This window comes from Campylobacter sputorum subsp. sputorum, assembly GCF_008245005.1.
Lineage (GTDB): Bacteria > Campylobacterota > Campylobacteria > Campylobacterales > Campylobacteraceae > Campylobacter_F > Campylobacter_F sputorum.
Genome location: NZ_CP043427.1, coordinates 209960 through 225270 on the forward strand (window position 1 = coordinate 209960; position 15311 = coordinate 225270).

The window sequence follows — 15311 nt, forward strand, 5'->3', positions numbered from 1 at the left end:
GATATAATAGTGAAAGAGAAAAACAAGTGCTTACAAATTCGAATGTGTGTGGTATGCAAAAATAGATTTCCTCAAAAAGAGCTTTGCAGATACGAAGCTAAAAATCAAGATATAAAGCATTGGAATGGTGTTGGTAGAAGTTTTTATATTTGTATGCATTGTTTAGAAAAAGATATGAAATTTATAAAAAAACCTCTTGGTAGATATATTAAAGATATACATAAAATAACCGAGCAGGACTTAAAGGAGAAGCTAGTAAATGGCGAGTGTGAAGATTAGTGAAATTGCATTAGAGATCGGTTGTTCTAGTGCTGAAATCATAAAAAAAGCTCAAGAAATGGGTCTAACGAGTGTAAAAAAGGCTGATAGTTCGGTAAATGAAAAAGAAGCAGAAGCTATATACATTTATGTTCAAACAGGTGTAATTTCAGATGAGTTATTGGCTAAAAAAGAAAAAAAAGCAGTTGCTAAAAAACCAAAAAAAGATTCCAAAGAAGAAAGTAAGCCAAAAGAAAAAAGTGCATCTAAAACGCAAAAAACCAAAAAAGATGAGATAAAAAAAGAAGAAGATGTAAAACCTACACAAGAAGATAAACCAAAAGAAAAAAGTATTCCTCAAAATGCACAAAAGCCTATAGAAACGCTAGCTAGTGCTTCTTTACAAAAAAGAAGAGGACTTGTAATAGTAAAAAAGAAAAAAGAAGAACAAGAAGAAGCGCCAAAGATATCAAAAGAGATTTCTAAAACAAAAGAAGAGTCATTAAAATATTTAAATTTAGAAAATGCATTTTCAAATAGCGATGCAAATTTAGATAAAAAGAAAAAAGATAAAAAGAAAAAAGTTGCAGTTTCAAAAAAAGAATCAGTTCAAAAAGTTGATTTGCTTGGCGAAATGGCTGAAATTGTTTTAGAAGATGATGATATGGTTGTTTTACCAGATCTTACTACAAAAGAATTCACTCCAACCGTAAATCATCAAAATAAAAAACAAACAAATGTTTTAAAGCAGTCTTTTAACAAAGTTTTAGGCGAACAGAGCATACAAAGAAAAGCTAGAAAAAAACATAAAAAAGTAGAAAAAAAAGATAATAATGAAATAATAACATCTATAAATATACCTAGAGAAATTAGGGTTTATGAATTTGCTGATAGGCTAAATAAACAACCAAGTGAAATTATATCAAAACTCTTTATGCTAGGTATGATGACAACTAAAAATGATTTTTTGGATGATGATGCTATAGAAATTTTGGCTGATGAGTTCGGTGTTGAGGTAAATATAGTTGATACAAAAGAGAGCTTTGATTATGTAAAAGCTTATGAGGATGTTGAAATTGATAAAGAAAACGGGGTAAGTAGAACTCCTGTTATTACTATAATGGGTCATGTTGATCATGGTAAAACAAGTTTGCTTGATTATATAAGAAATTCTCGTGTTGCAAGTGGTGAAGCCGGTGGCATTACTCAGCATGTTGGTGCTTATATGGTAAATAAAGATGGCAGAAACATAACATTTATAGATACCCCGGGGCACGAAGCATTTACTGCTATGAGAGCAAGAGGTGCACAAGTAACAGATATAGTAATCATAGTTGTTGCAGCAGATGATGGCGTAAAACCACAAACAATAGAGGCTATAAATCATGCAAAGAGTGCAAATGTGCCTATCATTATCGCTATAAATAAAATGGATAAAGAATCTGCAAATCCGGATATGGTAAAAAGCAGATTAGCAGAACTTGATGTGTTGCCAGTTGAATGGGGTGGAAAATATGAATTTGTGCCAATTTCAGCAAAAACAGGAATGGGAGTAGAAGAACTGCTCGAAGTTGTGCTTTTACAAGCTGATATTTTGGAGTTAAAAGCAAACCCAAATAGAGATGCAAAAGCTGTGATAGTTGAAAGTTCTTTACAAAAAGGTAGAGGTCCTGTTGCAACCATTATAGTAGAAAACGGAACTTTAAATTTAGGAGATACAGTTGTTGCTGGTGTTGCTTATGGTAGAGTAAGAAGTTTAAGCGATGATAAGGGTGTTAAACTTAAAAGTATAAAACCAGGAGAGTGCGGCGTTATAACTGGACTTAGCGAAGTTCCTGAAGCAGGGGAAGCTCTCATAAGTGTTAAGAGTGAAAAAGAAGCAAGAGAATATGCTCAAAAGAAAATGGAGTATTTAAGACAAAAAGAACTTTCTAAATCTACAAAAGTTACCATTGATGAACTTGCTGATAAGATAAAAGAAGGCGAGATAAAATCGCTACCTATAATTATAAAAGCAGATGTTCAAGGTAGCTTAGAGGCTATAAAAGCAAGTTTGGAAAAGCTTAGAAACGAAGAGGTTAAAGTTGATATCATTCACTCAGGTATCGGAGGTATAACTCAAAGTGATATTGGTCTTGCTAGCGCTAGTCAAAATTGTGTTGTTTTAGGTTTTAATATAAGACCAACTGGAACTATAAAAGAACAAGCAAAAGAACGCGGCGTTGAGATAAAAACATATAATGTTATATATAGTTTAATTGATGATGTCAAAATGCTACTTAGCGGTTTAATGAGCCCAATTCTTAGAGAAGAGCAACTTGGACAAGCTGAGATAAGACAGGTTATAAATGTACCAAAAGTAGGAGCTATTGCTGGATGTATGGTAACTGAAGGCACCATAAATAGAGGTGCAAAAATAAGACTTATTAGAGATGGCGTTGTCGTTTATGAGGGTAATGTTAGTTCATTAAAACGCTTTAAAGATGATGTCAAAGAAGTTGCAAAAGGTTATGAGTGTGGCATTGGTATAGATGGATATAATGATTTAAGACAAGGCGATTATATAGAAAGTTATAAAGAGATAGAGGAACAAGTTAGCATATGAATCCGGCTGAAATTAAAAGACTTAGAACACAAAGCGTTTTAAAGCAAATCATTCCAGAAGCTTTCGCAACTCTTGGAGATGATATGCTAAAGGGTCTTTGTGTTACAGATGTAGAGTGCAAAAAGGGCAGATATGACGCTTTTGTTTATTTAGATAAGATGTTTTATGATGAAAAAGAGCAAAGCTATATCTTAAATCATTTGAAAAAAGCTTCAAAAATCATACAAAATTATTGTTTAGAAGACCAAGGTTGGTTTAGAGCTCCACAACTTCATTTTAAATTTGATGATAGATTAGAGTATCAAAATCATATGGACGATTTGTTTGATAAAATTTCAAAGGAACTAAATAAAAATGGTTGATTTGTCATCTCTTATCGAGCAATGCGGTGTTAAATTTTATGGCGTAGAAACACAAAGCTTACCATCAAAAACTATTTATAGGATTTTTATAACAAAAGATGGCGGTGTTAATCTAGAAGATTGCGAGAAAGTAAGCAAGCTTTTATCGCCTATTTTTGATGTAGAGCCTCCAGTTGGCGGAGATTGGATTTTAGAAGTTAGTAGTCCTGGGCTTGAAAGAAGGCTTACAAGTATAGAAAATTTTGCAAATAGCATAAATGAACTTGTAAAAATAACATGCAAAAATAATGAAAATTTAAGCGGTAAAATACTAAATGTAAAAGATAATGAGATAATTTTGCAAACCCAAAATGGTGAAACTATAATAAATTTCAATGATATAAAAAAAGCAAAAACTTACATAGAGTGGTAATAAGGAGCATTTATGCAAAAAATGTGGTCTGGTAGATTTAGCGAGGCTAGTTCAAAACTATTAGAAGAATTTAATGCATCTATAAATTACGATAAAAATCTTTTTTTGCAAGACATAAATGGCTCTATAGCACATGCTACAATGCTTGGAAAATGTGGCATTTTAGATAAAAATGATAGCAAAAAAATAGTTGATGGTTTAAATGAAGTTCTAAAAGAAATTCAAAATGATAAATTTGTATTTAAAATAGAAGATGAAGATATCCATATGGCTGTTGAAAAAAGATTAAGTGAGATTATAGGAGCAGATCTTGGTGGAAGACTGCATACTGCAAGAAGTAGAAATGACCAGGTTGCACTTGATTTTAGAATGTTTGTTTTAAATGAGTTTAAAGAAATTTTAAATTTACTTTTAAATTTGATTAAAACGCTTCTTAAAAAAGTTAAAGAGCATAAAGATACTATAATGCCTGGATTTACTCATCTTCAACACGCTCAGCCTGTATCTTTTGCTTATCATTTACTAGCGTATTGTTTTATGTTTAAAAGAGATATTTATAGATTAAAAGACTCTTTTAAAAGGAATAATTTTAGTCCGCTTGGCTGTGCTGCACTTGCTGGAACTCCTCATAAAATCGATAGATTTGAAGTTGCAAAAAATCTTGGATTTGATGGCGTTACATCAAATTGTATGGATAGTGTAAGCGATAGAGATTTTGCACTTGAGTTACTTTTTGATATATCTTTAATATTTACTCACACTTCAAGATTATGCGAAGAGCTTATTTTATGGAGTTCTCAAGAATTTATGTTTATAAGTATGAGTGATAAGTTTTCAACAGGAAGCTCTATAATGCCACAGAAAAAAAATCCAGATGTAGCCGAGCTAATACGCGGTAAAACTGGCAGAGTTTATGGAAATTTAATAGCTCTTCTTACTACCATGAAATCTTTACCCCTTGCTTATAATAAGGACATGCAAGAAGATAAAGAGGGTGTTTTTGATAGCGTAAATACTGCTAAAACTAGTTTAATAATACTAAATGAGATGATTGATAGTATGAGTATAAATAGCGAAAATATGCTAAAAGCATGCAAAACAGGACATCTTGTCGCTACTGATTTGGCGGATTTTTTAGTTAGGCAGAAAAATATCCCTTTTAGAAAAGCCCATTTTATAACAGGAAAATGTGTTGCCATAGCAGAGAGTAAAGGTTTGGATTTAAGTGAGCTTAGCTATGAAGAGTTAAGAAGTGTTGATGAAAATATAGATGAAGATGCTATGAGAGTTTTAAATTTAAATAACTCAAAAGAAGCTAGAAATAGTGTAGGTGGAACCGCAAATTCAAGCGTTGAAAACCAGATAAAAGAACTTGATGAATTTCTAAATAGTTGATTTTAATCAAGATAAAAATTATCTTTTTTAGTTACAATCTTTAAAAATTTAAAAGGATTTTATATGAAAAAGATATCTTTTGATGTTAGTGATTTTAGTGGCGTTAGCCCAACACTCCTTTTAGAGACAAACTCATCTAAAGAGATTAGGCTTGCTATGCAAAAAGGCTCATTTATGAAAGAACATAAAGCACCTTTTTGCATAATGGTTCAAGTTTTAAAAGGTTGTATAGAATTTGGTGTAAATAGCGAAAAAACTACATTAAATCAGTTTGATTTAATATCTCTTGAAGCAAATGTTTCACACGATCTTTTTGCAAATGAAGATAGTATAATAAGGCTTAGTTTATCAAAAAACGACAGCATAGATAGAGTTAAAAGTGTTTTGTGATATTATTTGTTTTTACACCATCTAATTAGCCAAATTGATATCAGTAAAAAGACTATACAAATTATTATAAAAGCTACTATTGTTGTGCCGTTTTCAAATTTATTGAAAAACATTCCATTTGTATTCATACCAAAAAAATCCAGTTACTAAATTTAGTGGCAAAAATATAGTAGATGCTAGGGTTAATATATAGATATCTTTTGTTATTCTATCGTTTCTTAAAGAGATTATATGAGCATAGATATCATCTAATCTCGCAAGATTATCTTTTAGCTCATCTTTGTAAATTTTTAACTCATTTATGATTGGTTTTAGCTGTTTTTTTAAAAAACTTTGTTCGTTAAAACATAGCTCTAATGCTTCGGTAAAATCAGCAAATTTTCTTAGAAAATTTGTTATTTCATATTTTTTGTGTGATATTTATTTGCAAATTTAATCTCATGAGAGTTATCTAAGAAAATTTTTTCATGATTTTCTACAAATTTTGTATATTTTGAACTTTTTTCTTTATACATATTGACATATTTTTTTAAGGCTAAGATAAAAAATTCTTTATCAACGCTAGTGCAGAAATTCTCTTCTTCTGTATAAATCTGAGATTTTATAAAGATAAAATTTACGCTACTTTCGCTAGTAACAATGCTAAGCATATCGTAATAATCAAAATATAAATATTGCGTAGAGCTAAATTTCATTTTTACCTCTTTTTGCATAAAATTCTTTTTTAAATTTACTAAATTTACATTGTAAAATCGCCTCTCTTGCTTCTTTTACTAAGCTTAGATAGTAATGCAAATTATGAATACTTGCTAATCTAAAAAATGTAAGCTCCCTTGATTTAAAAAGATGATTTAAATACCCTCTTGAAAAATTACGACATGTGTAGCAGTTACAGTTTGGATCTATTGGACCTTGGTCATTTATAAATTTGGCTGATTTTATATTTATCTTGCCAAAAGTTGTAAAAAGAGTGCCATTTCTTGCATTTCTTGTTGGCATTACGCAATCAAACATATCAACACCACGCTCTATATTTTCAACTATATCTTCAGGTGTGCCAACTCCCATTAGATATCTTGGGCGGTTTGTATCAACAAATGGCATCATTGCTTCAACAGTATCATACATCTCATTATTGCTTTCGCCAACGCTAAGCCCGCCTATAGCAAGTCCATCAAAGTTCATTTCACATAAGCTTTGCGAACAAAGTTTTCTTGCTTCATAGTCTGTTCCGCCCTGTATAATTCCAAATATATTTTGATTTATACCTATGCCATTTTGCTTGTTTTGCTCATGATAATCTATGGCTATTTTTGCCCATGACAAAGTTCTTTTTATGCTTAATTCTATCCTTTCTTTACTGGCTGGAAGTGCTGGAAGATCGTCTAATATCATCATTATGTCGCTATTGAAATCATACTGCGTATCAAGAACACTTTTTGGAGTAAAATAATGCATACTTCCATCTATATGACTTTTAAATTTAATTCCTAAATCATCATTTTTTGTATTGCTTCTTAGTGAAAATGCTTGAAAGCCGCCACTATCTGTTAAAAAGCTTCTGTTAAATTTAGTAAATCCATGAAGTCCGCCAAATTCTTTTATGATTTTTGAGCCAGGTCTTAGATATAGATGATATGTGTTTCCAAGTATAATTTTTGCATCAAGTTCATCTAACAAATCATTTGCATCTAGACTTTTTACAGCCCCAAGTGTGCCAACTGGCATAAAAATAGGAGTTTGTATCGTAGAGTGCGAAGTTTGTATAGTACAAGCCCTTGCGTTTTGATCTATTTTATCTATTTTAAATTTCATTTTATATATAATATCCCTTAGTTAAACTTTGGAGTTTGTATGAAAAATATTTTAATCATAGCTGATGGAATTTTAGCAAAATCTTTCTTAGAAAGAGCATTTAGTCTAAAAGAGACAAATGTTAACTTTATTATCATCACATACCGCAATACAACACTGCCAAAAAAACCAAAATCTGAAAATTTTAAATTTCTAAGTTTTGATCCAACTAGTTTAGAAAAGCTAAAAAGGGCTTTATTTGATTTAAATTTGGAATTTAGCCATTGTATGATAAATATGAAAAAGCTTTTAGATACAAAAGCGGTTTATAATAACATAAGACAAATAAATTCTAAAATGGAAGTTTATTTGATAGATTTTTGGGGCTTTGAACACGAAATTGATGATCATCTTACAGTTATTGATCCAAGAGAAATTCTAGCATCAAGATTTTTGGATTATTTGCCGGATGTGCCTGTTGTAGCTGATAATATCGGCTTTGGTGAAGGCGAAATAATGTCTGTTAGGATACCTTATGGAAGTTCATTTGCGTATAGGCGAATAAGCACAATAGCACAAAAAGGCTGGAAAATATGTATGATTTATCGAGGTCAGAGTTATTTTGTGGTTAATTATACTTCAATGATTTTGCCAAATGATACGCTATTAGTAGTTGGAGATCCAAAGCTTTTAAGACAAGTTTTTAGAAGTATAAAACAAAATTTAGGTCTTTTCCCTTCGCCTTTTGGAAGCAATATCCTAACTATCATTGATATGAAAAAAATGAGCGAAGATGAGATGCAAAGACTTCTTGAAGATAGTTTGTATTTTAATAAAAATTTAATAAATAAAAGACTTTATATAAAAGTTATCAATGCAAAACCATCAAAAATATTAGACACATTAAAAACATTTGATGATCTGCAAGTTAATATCAAATTTGATTATTTTAGTAGCAAAATGGAAAATTTAAAGCAAGATGTATTTAACCATGATATAGGCGTTATCATAACAAATAATAAATTCTTTGAATCATATAAAAAAGAGTATTTTGAGCTTAGAATCCCGATACTAAAAGTTGGCAAAGTTGGTGCACAAAATTTGCAAAAAGGCGTTATATTGGGAACTGGTGAAGAAATAGAATTAAACTCATCTGTTATTTTAGATATTTGTTCTCAGCTAAATTTAGAAATAGAACTTCATCATTATGAGATACAAAAACCAGATATAGATAAAGCCCTGATAGAGCATTTTAAAACTCTTTCAAAAATATTTAATAAAAATGTAGAAATAATAAATGATAACTCTGCAAACCCTATACTCAAGCTAAAACAAAAAGAAAATTTGCTACAATTTGTAAATTTTAGCGATAAAATGTTACAAAATCATTTTATGTCACTATTTTCAAACGATATGGATAGAGTGTATTTTAAGCTAGAAGACAACTATCAGCTTTTTGTTCCAAATGAGACATAATAAATTTAAAGGTGAAAAATGCAGATAAATGTAAAATTGCAAGATTCAAAACTAGATTACACAGTTTTTATAGATGAATTAACTGAGCTTAAATTTGATACTAAAGTTTGCGTAATAACAAATCAAAAAGTAGCAGGACTTCATTTAAAGTCAATTTTAGACATTTTAGTCTGTAAAGAACTTAGCGTGATTTGTGTAAGCGATGGCGAGGAGTATAAAAATTTTGATACTATCAATCATATTTTAGAACAGATGTTTTTAGCAAAACTTGATAGAAATAGCATTGTTATAGCTCTTGGAGGCGGAGTTGTTACGGATATGGCCGGATTTGCTGCTGGAATTTATGAAAGAGGCATTAAATTTATAAACATACCAACTACACTTTTAGCCCAAGTTGATGCTAGTGTTGGCGGTAAAACTGGTATAAATAATAAATTTGGTAAAAATTTAATAGGCATTTTTAATCAACCTATGGCTGTGTATTGCCAGAGCAAATTTCTTCAAACTTTACCAAAAAGAGAGCTTTATGCGGGATTGGCTGAAGCGATAAAAATGGCTGTTATGTTGGATAGAGAATTTTTTGAGTTTCTTAAAAATATTGACACATTAAAAAATGAAAATTTAGTCAAAATAATCTCAAAATGCATAGAATTAAAGGCTAATGTTGTGTCAAAAGATGAGTTTGAAAATGGCATTAGATCTGTTTTAAACTATGGTCATACATTTGGGCATGTTATAGAAAATCAAACAAAATACAAAAAATACTTACACGGCGAAGCAGTTTCAATAGGCATGAATATGGCAAATGAACTAGCTTTAAAAATGGGTTTTGTCAGCAAGGAATATATAGATGAGATTAGAGATGTTTTAGAAAAATTTTCACTGCCAACTACATACAAAGTTGATGATGAAAATGAGTTTTATGAGGCATTTTTCTTGGATAAAAAAAGTAAAGACTCAAAGATAAAATTTGTTTTGCCAGATGAAGAAAATGGCTTTAGAATTTGCGATGATATCCATAAAGTTATCGTTTGTGATGTTTTGAAAAAATTTCAATGAAAAAGATATTAATACTTTTTGCGATTTTTTTTATAAGCTTAGCATACTCCGAAACTAACACCACTTTTTATGATAAAAACACTTCTTTAGAAACCTTAGAAAATTTACAATCCAGTCTAAAAAACATAGATAATAGCTTAAAAGATAATATTTGGTTTATTAGGTATTCAAACTTTAATGCATACCAAAAGATGAAAGATGAAGCAGAGCTTTTGGCATCTGAAATCAAAAAAAATTCCAAAAATGAAAAGGTTGTAACAGAACTTGAAAAAAATCTGGTTACACTAAACAAACAAATGGAGGTTTTTAAAGAATTTGAAAAGTCTCCATTTGTAAATATGACTCAGCCAACGCCGATAGAAGACGGCATTAGCATAAAAAATCCTTTTGATATAATATCCGGTTTTTCTGCTATAAAAAGACTTAATTCGCAGCTTGCAGAATATACAAATAAAATGGCAAATCTTCAAATTTTGATATCTAAATTTGAAGAAAAAAAAGATATTTTACTTCAGATTGAAAATATCGCCCCAAGCAAAGAAATTTCAAATTTGATACAAAAAACAAATTATTATTTAAATGAGTTTAATTCAGCAAATGACATAATGTATACAACTTTAAATGTATATGAAAAACAGGTAAATGAAACAATACACTCTATAACAAAAGATATGAAAGAACAGGCTACAAACGCCTTTAGTATAGCGATTTTGATTTTTATAATAATTGCTGTATCTTTTTTATTTAAGTACATTGCAAAAAAATATATAGATCAAAATGAGAGAGTTTATACTGCAAACAAGATTATAAATTTTATAAATGTTACACTTATTGTCATCATTTTACTTTTTGCCTATATAGAAAATGTTACTTATCTTGTTACTGTTCTTGGTTTTGCCTCAGCCGGTCTTGCAATTGCAATGAAAGATATGTTTATGTCTTTGCTTGGATGGATAGTTGTAGTTTTTGGCGGGACTTATCATGTGGGAGATAGAATAAAAGTTAGAAGAGATGGCGAAAATATAGTTGGAGATATAATCGATATATCACTTCTTAGAATAACAATATACGAAGATATTACTCTTATTACTTATAAAGAAACAAGGCGTGCAGGAAGGATAATCTTTGTCCCAAATAACTACATTTTTACAGATCTTATAGCAAACTATACTCACTATGGAATGAAGACTGTTTGGGATGGCATAGATATAATGATAACTTTTGAATCAAATCATAAAAAAGCAATGTATATTATCAAAAATATAGCTAGAAAATACTCTAAAGGTTATACAGATATAGCAAAAAAAGAGATGAATAAATTAAGAAGTCAGTATAGTATAAAAAATCCAAATGTAGAGCCAAGGATTTTTAGTTTTTTTGAGCCTTATGGTATAAATATAAGCGTGTGGTATATGGCAAATGCTTACACAGTTCTTTCTCTTAGAAGTACCATAAGTTTTGAGATAATTGAAGCTATCAAAATGGAAAGCGACATAGAGATAACTTATCCAAAACAGACACTTTTTATGAATAAAACAAGCAAAAAAATGCCAGATATCGCAAAACAAATTGGTGAGGAGTTGTTGTATTGAGAGTTTATATAAAGACTTTTGGATGCAGGACAAATATTTATGATAGCGAACTTATAAAGCAATACGCGAGTGATGCTGAGATTGTTGAAAACGAAAAAGACGCTGATATAATCATCGTAAATTCTTGTACTGTTACAAACGGGGCTGATTTTGATTGTAGAAACTATATTCATCATGCAAAAGCACTTGATAAAAAAGTTATAATGACTGGCTGTGGTGCGATTAGTAGAGGAAAAGAGCTTTATGATAATGGAGATTTGTTTGGTGTTTTTGGAATGTCGCAAAAAAAAGATATAAACAAATTTATAAACTCAAAAGCCCCTTTTTATGATATTGGAAATTTGCAAAATGTTGATGAAAATGCTTTAAATTCCTATAATGACAAAACGAAAGCTTTTATAAAGATTCAAGAGGGTTGTAACTTTAAATGTAGCTACTGCATAATACCAAGTGTTAGAGGCAAATCAAGAAGTATGAATGAAGAAAGCATTATAAGTGAAGTTTCATCTCTTATAGATAATGGTTTTAGCGAGTTTGTATTAACTGGCACAAATATAGGAAGCTATGGTAATGATACAAACTCAACTCTTGGCAAACTTCTTGGCAAACTTGGAAATATAAAAGGTCTAAAGCGTATAAGACTTGGAAGTTTAGAGCCAAGCCAAATAGATGATAGTTTTAAAGAAATTTTAAATGAGAGTTGGTTAGAGCGGCACCTTCATATAGCCATTCAACATACTAGTCAAAAAATGCTTAATATAATGAGAAGAAGAAATAAATTTAGTAGTGATTTAGAGCTTTTTACTTGGCTTAATGAGCTAGGGTTTGCTCTTGGAACAGATTTTATAGTCGGACATCCAGGAGAGAGTGAAGAAATTTGGGATGAGGCATTAGAAAATTTTAAAAAAATGCCTTTAACACATCTTCATGCTTTTGTCTATTCAAAGCGTGAAAATACGCATTCTGCAACCTTAAATGATAATATAAATGGCACTGTTTCAAAAGAGCGTTTAAAACTTATTAAAAAAATAACTGAGAATAATTGTGTAGAATTTAGAAATAAACATAAAAAACCGCTTGAGATATTAGTTGAGAGGTTAAAAGGTGATTATTACGAAGGATATGATCAATATTATATAAAATCTCGTATAAAATCTAATAAAAATTTGGCTAAAAAATGGATAAAGGTTGATGATTATGATATCGAAAATGAAGCAAATTATTGCAAATTTTAAATTTACTAAAATTAAAATAGTTGTCATTTTAGCGTTTATTTTAGCTATACTTTTTGGTATTGTTGTTTTTAGAAATTCGCCAAAAACTATAAGTTTAAATGCTTTTGATGCTTTGGTTGAACAAAATGTTGTATCAAAAGCGTATATAAAAGATGATTTTTTGATAGTTATTGTAAATAATCAAGCTTATCAAGTTTTATCTAGTGGAGTGGATTTTAACAAAACTCTACGCAAAATTCCTATAGATCAGGTAAAAAGTAGTGAATTTTTGGATATATTTTTAAGTATTGTTGTATTTTTTATGCTTTGTATAACAATATTTTTTGTTGTTAGAAAATATAAGCAAAAAACCTCGCAAACTGCAGTTCTTCAAAAAAATGAAGATATAGAAAATATCATAAACTCATCTTTAACGCCTGTTATTTCAAATGTTAAATTTGAAGATGTTGCTGGAATTGATGAGATAAAAAGTGAGCTAACAGAAGTAGTTGATTTTTTAAAAAATCCTTCCAAATATAGACATTTTGGCATAAATTTACCCAAAGGTGTTTTAATGGTGGGTCCTCCAGGGGTTGGGAAAACGCTTATCGCAAAAGCCGTTGCAGGAGAAGCAAATGTGCCATTTTTTTATCAAAGTGGTTCAAGTTTTGTTCAAATTTATGTGGGAATGGGTGCAAAAAGAGTTAGAGAGCTTTTTGCGAAAGCTAAATCTTATGCACCTTCTATAATTTTCATTGACGAGATTGATGCAGTTGGTAAGGCAAGAGGCGGAGGTAGAAATGATGAAAGAGAGGCTACATTAAACCAGCTTTTAACAGAGATGGATGGCTTTGAAGATAGTTCTGGGGTTATAGTTATAGCTGCTACAAATAAAATAGAAATGATGGATGATGCTCTCCTTCGTTCGGGTAGATTTGATAGGCGTATATTTATACCAATGCCAGATATGCAAAGTAGGGTGGCTATCTTAAAAACATATCTAAAAAACAAACAAAGTGAAGTTGATATAATGAGTATTGCAAAATCAACAGTCGGATTTAGCGGTGCTGGAATTGCAACACTTGTTAATGAAGCAGCAATTCATACTATTAGAACTGGCGGTGGACTAATAACAAATGATGATTTTGAAGCTGTACAAAAAAGCGTTTTGTATGGAAAAAGAAAAACAATAACCTATAGCGATGAAGAAAAAGAAATTTTATCTATTTACCAAGCAGCTAAGGCAATTTGTGCTTTTTGGCTTGATTTTAAATTTGAAAAAATATCTATGCTAGAAGATAAATTTATAAATATAGAAAACTCAATCGAGTCAAAGAAACACTTACTAGGCAAAATAAAAGTTTATCTTGCAGGTATGGCAGCACTTAAAATTTATAGAAATGATTTGTATTCAAACTCTAAAAATGATCTTGAAGAGGCAAAACAAATAGCTCATAAAATTGCTTATGAGTATGGAATGTCCCAAAGTATTTTTCCAAATCAAATAGAAGTTGAAAATATCATAAATGAAGCTTTTAACGAAATAAGTGAATATTTAATGGGTGTAAAAGAGCAGCTTTTATCGGTAGGTGCTTACATTTATAAAAACGAAAGCATAGATTATCTAGCTTTAAAAGAAATACTTGGTCAAACTTACGAGTAAAGGAAGAAAATGATAAAAATAGGTATTTTAACGATGAGCGATAGGGCAAGTGGTGGTATTTACGAGGATTTATCTGGCAAGGCCATAAAAGATATTTTAAAAGAGTGGATAACTAGCGAGTTGAAGTTTGATTATAGGGTTATACCAGATGATTTAGAGTGTATAAAAGAAAATTTAATATCTTTAAGTGATGATTTTGGTGCCGATCTTATAGTAACAACTGGTGGAACTGGCCCAGCAACAAGAGATGTAACACCTGAGGCAACTGAGGCAGTTTGTGAGAAAATGATGCCGGGATTTGGCGAACTTATGAGAATGGAGAGTTTAAAATATGTTCCAACTGCTGTTTTATCTCGTCAAACAGCTGGAATAAGAGGTAGTAGTTTTATAATAAATTTACCAGGTAATCCAAAAGCCATAAAAGAGTGTTTAGAGCCTGTATTTCCTGCTATCCCTTACTGCATAGATTTGATAGGTGGCTCATATATACAAACTGATGAAAATAAGATGAAAGTATTTAGACCAAAGAAGAAATAGATTATGATTTTGTGCTAAAATAAAAATTTAGCACAAATATTAATTTTTGTTTGAAAAATCTAAAATAGATTGTAACATTTGTTTGGAATTTTTACCATTTTGTTTTGCAAAGTCTTTAAAAGATTCATCGTAGCTGTCAAATTTGAAATTATTTTTTGTTACAAAATTTACAAATTCGTTATTATTTATGTCTAGAATTTCTAAATTTAGTTTAATGCTCTTTTCCATAGTTTTATTAAACATGACTTTATGTGCAGAAAGCTTAACAATATCTTTTGGTATAAAAGTATAGCAGGCTAATGTTATAAATATTATCGAAAGCATGACTACTAGTGTGGATTTTTTTGTAAAATATTCATTGAATTGTTTTAAATTTGCTAGTATATGAAATATAGCAATGACTACAAAAGCAAGACCAAGATATTCATGAATTCTTACCATTATAATGTCTTTAATACTAAAAGACATCAAAACACCACTTAGTGCAACAATTACAAAAACAGAAATAGTAGCTGGAGTAACTAATTTTTGCTTTATCTTCATTTTTCTCCTTA

Annotated in this window: 17 protein-coding genes; 12 read left to right on the plus strand and 5 right to left on the minus strand. The window is 30.2% G+C overall.

Features of this window, described 5'->3' with window-relative positions; all coding sequences use genetic code 11:
* The first annotated feature begins 9 nt into the window (after positions 1 to 9).
* The 6 genes from CSPT_RS01065 (at position 10) to CSPT_RS01090 (ending at position 5422) form a co-directional block, all read left to right on the plus strand.
* Positions 10 to 279, plus strand: coding sequence for a DUF448 domain-containing protein (locus tag CSPT_RS01065; protein WP_143297545.1), 270 nt, complete (start codon positions 10 to 12; stop codon positions 277 to 279).
* Positions 260 to 2863, plus strand: a complete 2604-nt coding sequence (gene infB / locus CSPT_RS01070; RefSeq protein WP_089181910.1) for a translation initiation factor IF-2 — start codon at positions 260 to 262, stop codon at positions 2861 to 2863. Before CSPT_RS01065 ends, infB begins: the two co-directional genes overlap by 20 nt.
* Complete coding sequence (gene rbfA / locus CSPT_RS01075; protein ID WP_089181911.1) at positions 2860 to 3225, plus strand: 30S ribosome-binding factor RbfA; 366 nt, start codon at positions 2860 to 2862, stop codon at positions 3223 to 3225. Before infB ends, rbfA begins: the two co-directional genes overlap by 4 nt.
* Complete coding sequence (rimP, locus tag CSPT_RS01080; protein ID WP_089181912.1) at positions 3218 to 3637, plus strand: ribosome maturation factor RimP; 420 nt, start codon at positions 3218 to 3220, stop codon at positions 3635 to 3637. The genes rbfA and rimP overlap by 8 nt, the downstream gene beginning before the upstream one ends.
* Before the next feature lie 12 nt (positions 3638 to 3649).
* A complete protein-coding gene (gene argH / locus CSPT_RS01085) occupies positions 3650 to 5032 on the plus strand; it encodes an argininosuccinate lyase (protein ID WP_089181913.1) in 1383 nt (460 codons plus the stop codon).
* Positions 5033 to 5095: 63 nt separating this feature from the next.
* Entirely contained in the window at positions 5096 to 5422 is a 327-nt protein-coding gene (locus tag CSPT_RS01090; RefSeq protein ID WP_089181914.1) for a cupin domain-containing protein, read from the plus strand.
* 2 nt (positions 5423 to 5424) lie between these two features.
* Here CSPT_RS01090 and CSPT_RS09210 read toward each other — a convergent pair whose 3' ends face one another.
* The 4 genes from CSPT_RS09210 to tgt are packed head-to-tail and all read right to left on the minus strand — an operon-like array spanning position 5425 to position 7237.
* Positions 5425 to 5550, minus strand: coding sequence for a hypothetical protein (locus CSPT_RS09210; protein WP_220271880.1), 126 nt, complete (start codon positions 5548 to 5550; stop codon positions 5425 to 5427).
* The gene (locus CSPT_RS09385; protein ID WP_115616066.1) at positions 5522 to 5842 is read right to left on the minus strand and encodes a CorA family divalent cation transporter; all 321 of its coding nucleotides are present in this window, start codon (positions 5840 to 5842) and stop codon (positions 5522 to 5524) included. Before CSPT_RS09385 ends, CSPT_RS09210 begins: the two co-directional genes overlap by 29 nt.
* Positions 5818 to 6135, minus strand: a complete 318-nt coding sequence (locus CSPT_RS01100) for a hypothetical protein (RefSeq protein WP_089181915.1) — start codon at positions 6133 to 6135, stop codon at positions 5818 to 5820. The genes CSPT_RS09385 and CSPT_RS01100 overlap by 25 nt, the downstream gene beginning before the upstream one ends.
* On the minus strand, positions 6107 to 7237 hold the full coding sequence (gene tgt, locus CSPT_RS01105) for a tRNA guanosine(34) transglycosylase Tgt (RefSeq protein WP_089181916.1): 1131 nt from the start codon (positions 7235 to 7237) through the stop codon (positions 6107 to 6109). Before tgt ends, CSPT_RS01100 begins: the two co-directional genes overlap by 29 nt.
* A 39-nt stretch (positions 7238 to 7276) precedes the next feature.
* Here tgt and CSPT_RS01110 point away from each other — a divergent pair, with 39 nt between their 5' ends.
* From CSPT_RS01110 to mog, 6 genes are read left to right on the plus strand one after another with little or no spacing between them, the layout of a single operon-like run.
* Positions 7277 to 8692 carry a COG3400 family protein gene (locus tag CSPT_RS01110; protein WP_089181917.1) on the plus strand — a complete coding sequence of 472 codons (1416 nt, stop codon included), beginning with the start codon at positions 7277 to 7279 and terminating at the stop codon, positions 8690 to 8692.
* Positions 8693 to 8710: 18 nt separating this feature from the next.
* Positions 8711 to 9751, plus strand: a complete 1041-nt coding sequence (gene aroB, locus CSPT_RS01115; RefSeq protein WP_089181918.1) for a 3-dehydroquinate synthase — start codon at positions 8711 to 8713, stop codon at positions 9749 to 9751.
* Positions 9748 to 11343, plus strand: a complete 1596-nt coding sequence (locus CSPT_RS01120) for a mechanosensitive ion channel family protein (RefSeq protein ID WP_089181919.1) — start codon at positions 9748 to 9750, stop codon at positions 11341 to 11343. The genes aroB and CSPT_RS01120 overlap by 4 nt, the downstream gene beginning before the upstream one ends.
* Complete coding sequence (gene mtaB, locus CSPT_RS01125) at positions 11340 to 12578, plus strand: tRNA (N(6)-L-threonylcarbamoyladenosine(37)-C(2))-methylthiotransferase MtaB (protein WP_089181920.1); 1239 nt, start codon at positions 11340 to 11342, stop codon at positions 12576 to 12578. The genes CSPT_RS01120 and mtaB overlap by 4 nt, the downstream gene beginning before the upstream one ends.
* Positions 12553 to 14220 (plus strand): AAA family ATPase, encoded by a 1668-nt coding sequence (locus CSPT_RS01130; protein WP_089183279.1) that lies wholly within the window; start codon positions 12553 to 12555, stop codon positions 14218 to 14220. The genes mtaB and CSPT_RS01130 overlap by 26 nt, the downstream gene beginning before the upstream one ends.
* A gap of 9 nt (positions 14221 to 14229) precedes the next feature.
* The gene (gene mog, locus CSPT_RS01135) at positions 14230 to 14757 is read left to right on the plus strand and encodes a molybdopterin adenylyltransferase (protein ID WP_089181921.1); all 528 of its coding nucleotides are present in this window, start codon (positions 14230 to 14232) and stop codon (positions 14755 to 14757) included.
* A 39-nt stretch (positions 14758 to 14796) separates the two neighbouring features.
* On the opposite strand, the gene CSPT_RS01140 is transcribed toward mog, so the two are convergent.
* Positions 14797 to 15300 carry a DUF4405 domain-containing protein gene (locus tag CSPT_RS01140; protein ID WP_089181922.1) on the minus strand — a complete coding sequence of 168 codons (504 nt, stop codon included), beginning with the start codon at positions 15298 to 15300 and terminating at the stop codon, positions 14797 to 14799.
* Between the last annotated feature and the right edge of the window lie 11 nt (positions 15301 to 15311).

Excerpts from the sequence above, each read along its gene's own strand:
- CSPT_RS01100 (WP_089181915.1), bottom strand. The coding sequence starts at position 6,135 with ATGCAAAAAGAGGTAAAAATGAAATTTAGCTCTACGCAATATTTATAT.
- infB (WP_089181910.1), top strand. The coding sequence starts at position 260 with ATGGCGAGTGTGAAGATTAGTGAAATTGCATTAGAGATCGGTTGTTCT.
- aroB (WP_089181918.1), top strand. The coding sequence starts at position 8,711 with ATGCAGATAAATGTAAAATTGCAAGATTCAAAACTAGATTACACAGTT.
- CSPT_RS09210 (WP_220271880.1), bottom strand. The coding sequence starts at position 5,550 with ATGAATACAAATGGAATGTTTTTCAATAAATTTGAAAACGGCACAACA.
- tgt (WP_089181916.1), bottom strand. The coding sequence starts at position 7,237 with ATGAAATTTAAAATAGATAAAATAGATCAAAACGCAAGGGCTTGTACT.
- mog (WP_089181921.1), top strand. The coding sequence starts at position 14,230 with ATGATAAAAATAGGTATTTTAACGATGAGCGATAGGGCAAGTGGTGGT.
- CSPT_RS01120 (WP_089181919.1), top strand. The coding sequence starts at position 9,748 with ATGAAAAAGATATTAATACTTTTTGCGATTTTTTTTATAAGCTTAGCA.
- CSPT_RS01110 (WP_089181917.1), top strand. The coding sequence starts at position 7,277 with ATGAAAAATATTTTAATCATAGCTGATGGAATTTTAGCAAAATCTTTC.
- rbfA (WP_089181911.1), top strand. The coding sequence starts at position 2,860 with ATGAATCCGGCTGAAATTAAAAGACTTAGAACACAAAGCGTTTTAAAG.
- rimP (WP_089181912.1), top strand. The coding sequence starts at position 3,218 with ATGGTTGATTTGTCATCTCTTATCGAGCAATGCGGTGTTAAATTTTAT.
- argH (WP_089181913.1), top strand. The coding sequence starts at position 3,650 with ATGCAAAAAATGTGGTCTGGTAGATTTAGCGAGGCTAGTTCAAAACTA.
- CSPT_RS01140 (WP_089181922.1), bottom strand. The coding sequence starts at position 15,300 with ATGAAGATAAAGCAAAAATTAGTTACTCCAGCTACTATTTCTGTTTTT.
- CSPT_RS01130 (WP_089183279.1), top strand. The coding sequence starts at position 12,553 with ATGAAGCAAATTATTGCAAATTTTAAATTTACTAAAATTAAAATAGTT.
- CSPT_RS01090 (WP_089181914.1), top strand. The coding sequence starts at position 5,096 with ATGAAAAAGATATCTTTTGATGTTAGTGATTTTAGTGGCGTTAGCCCA.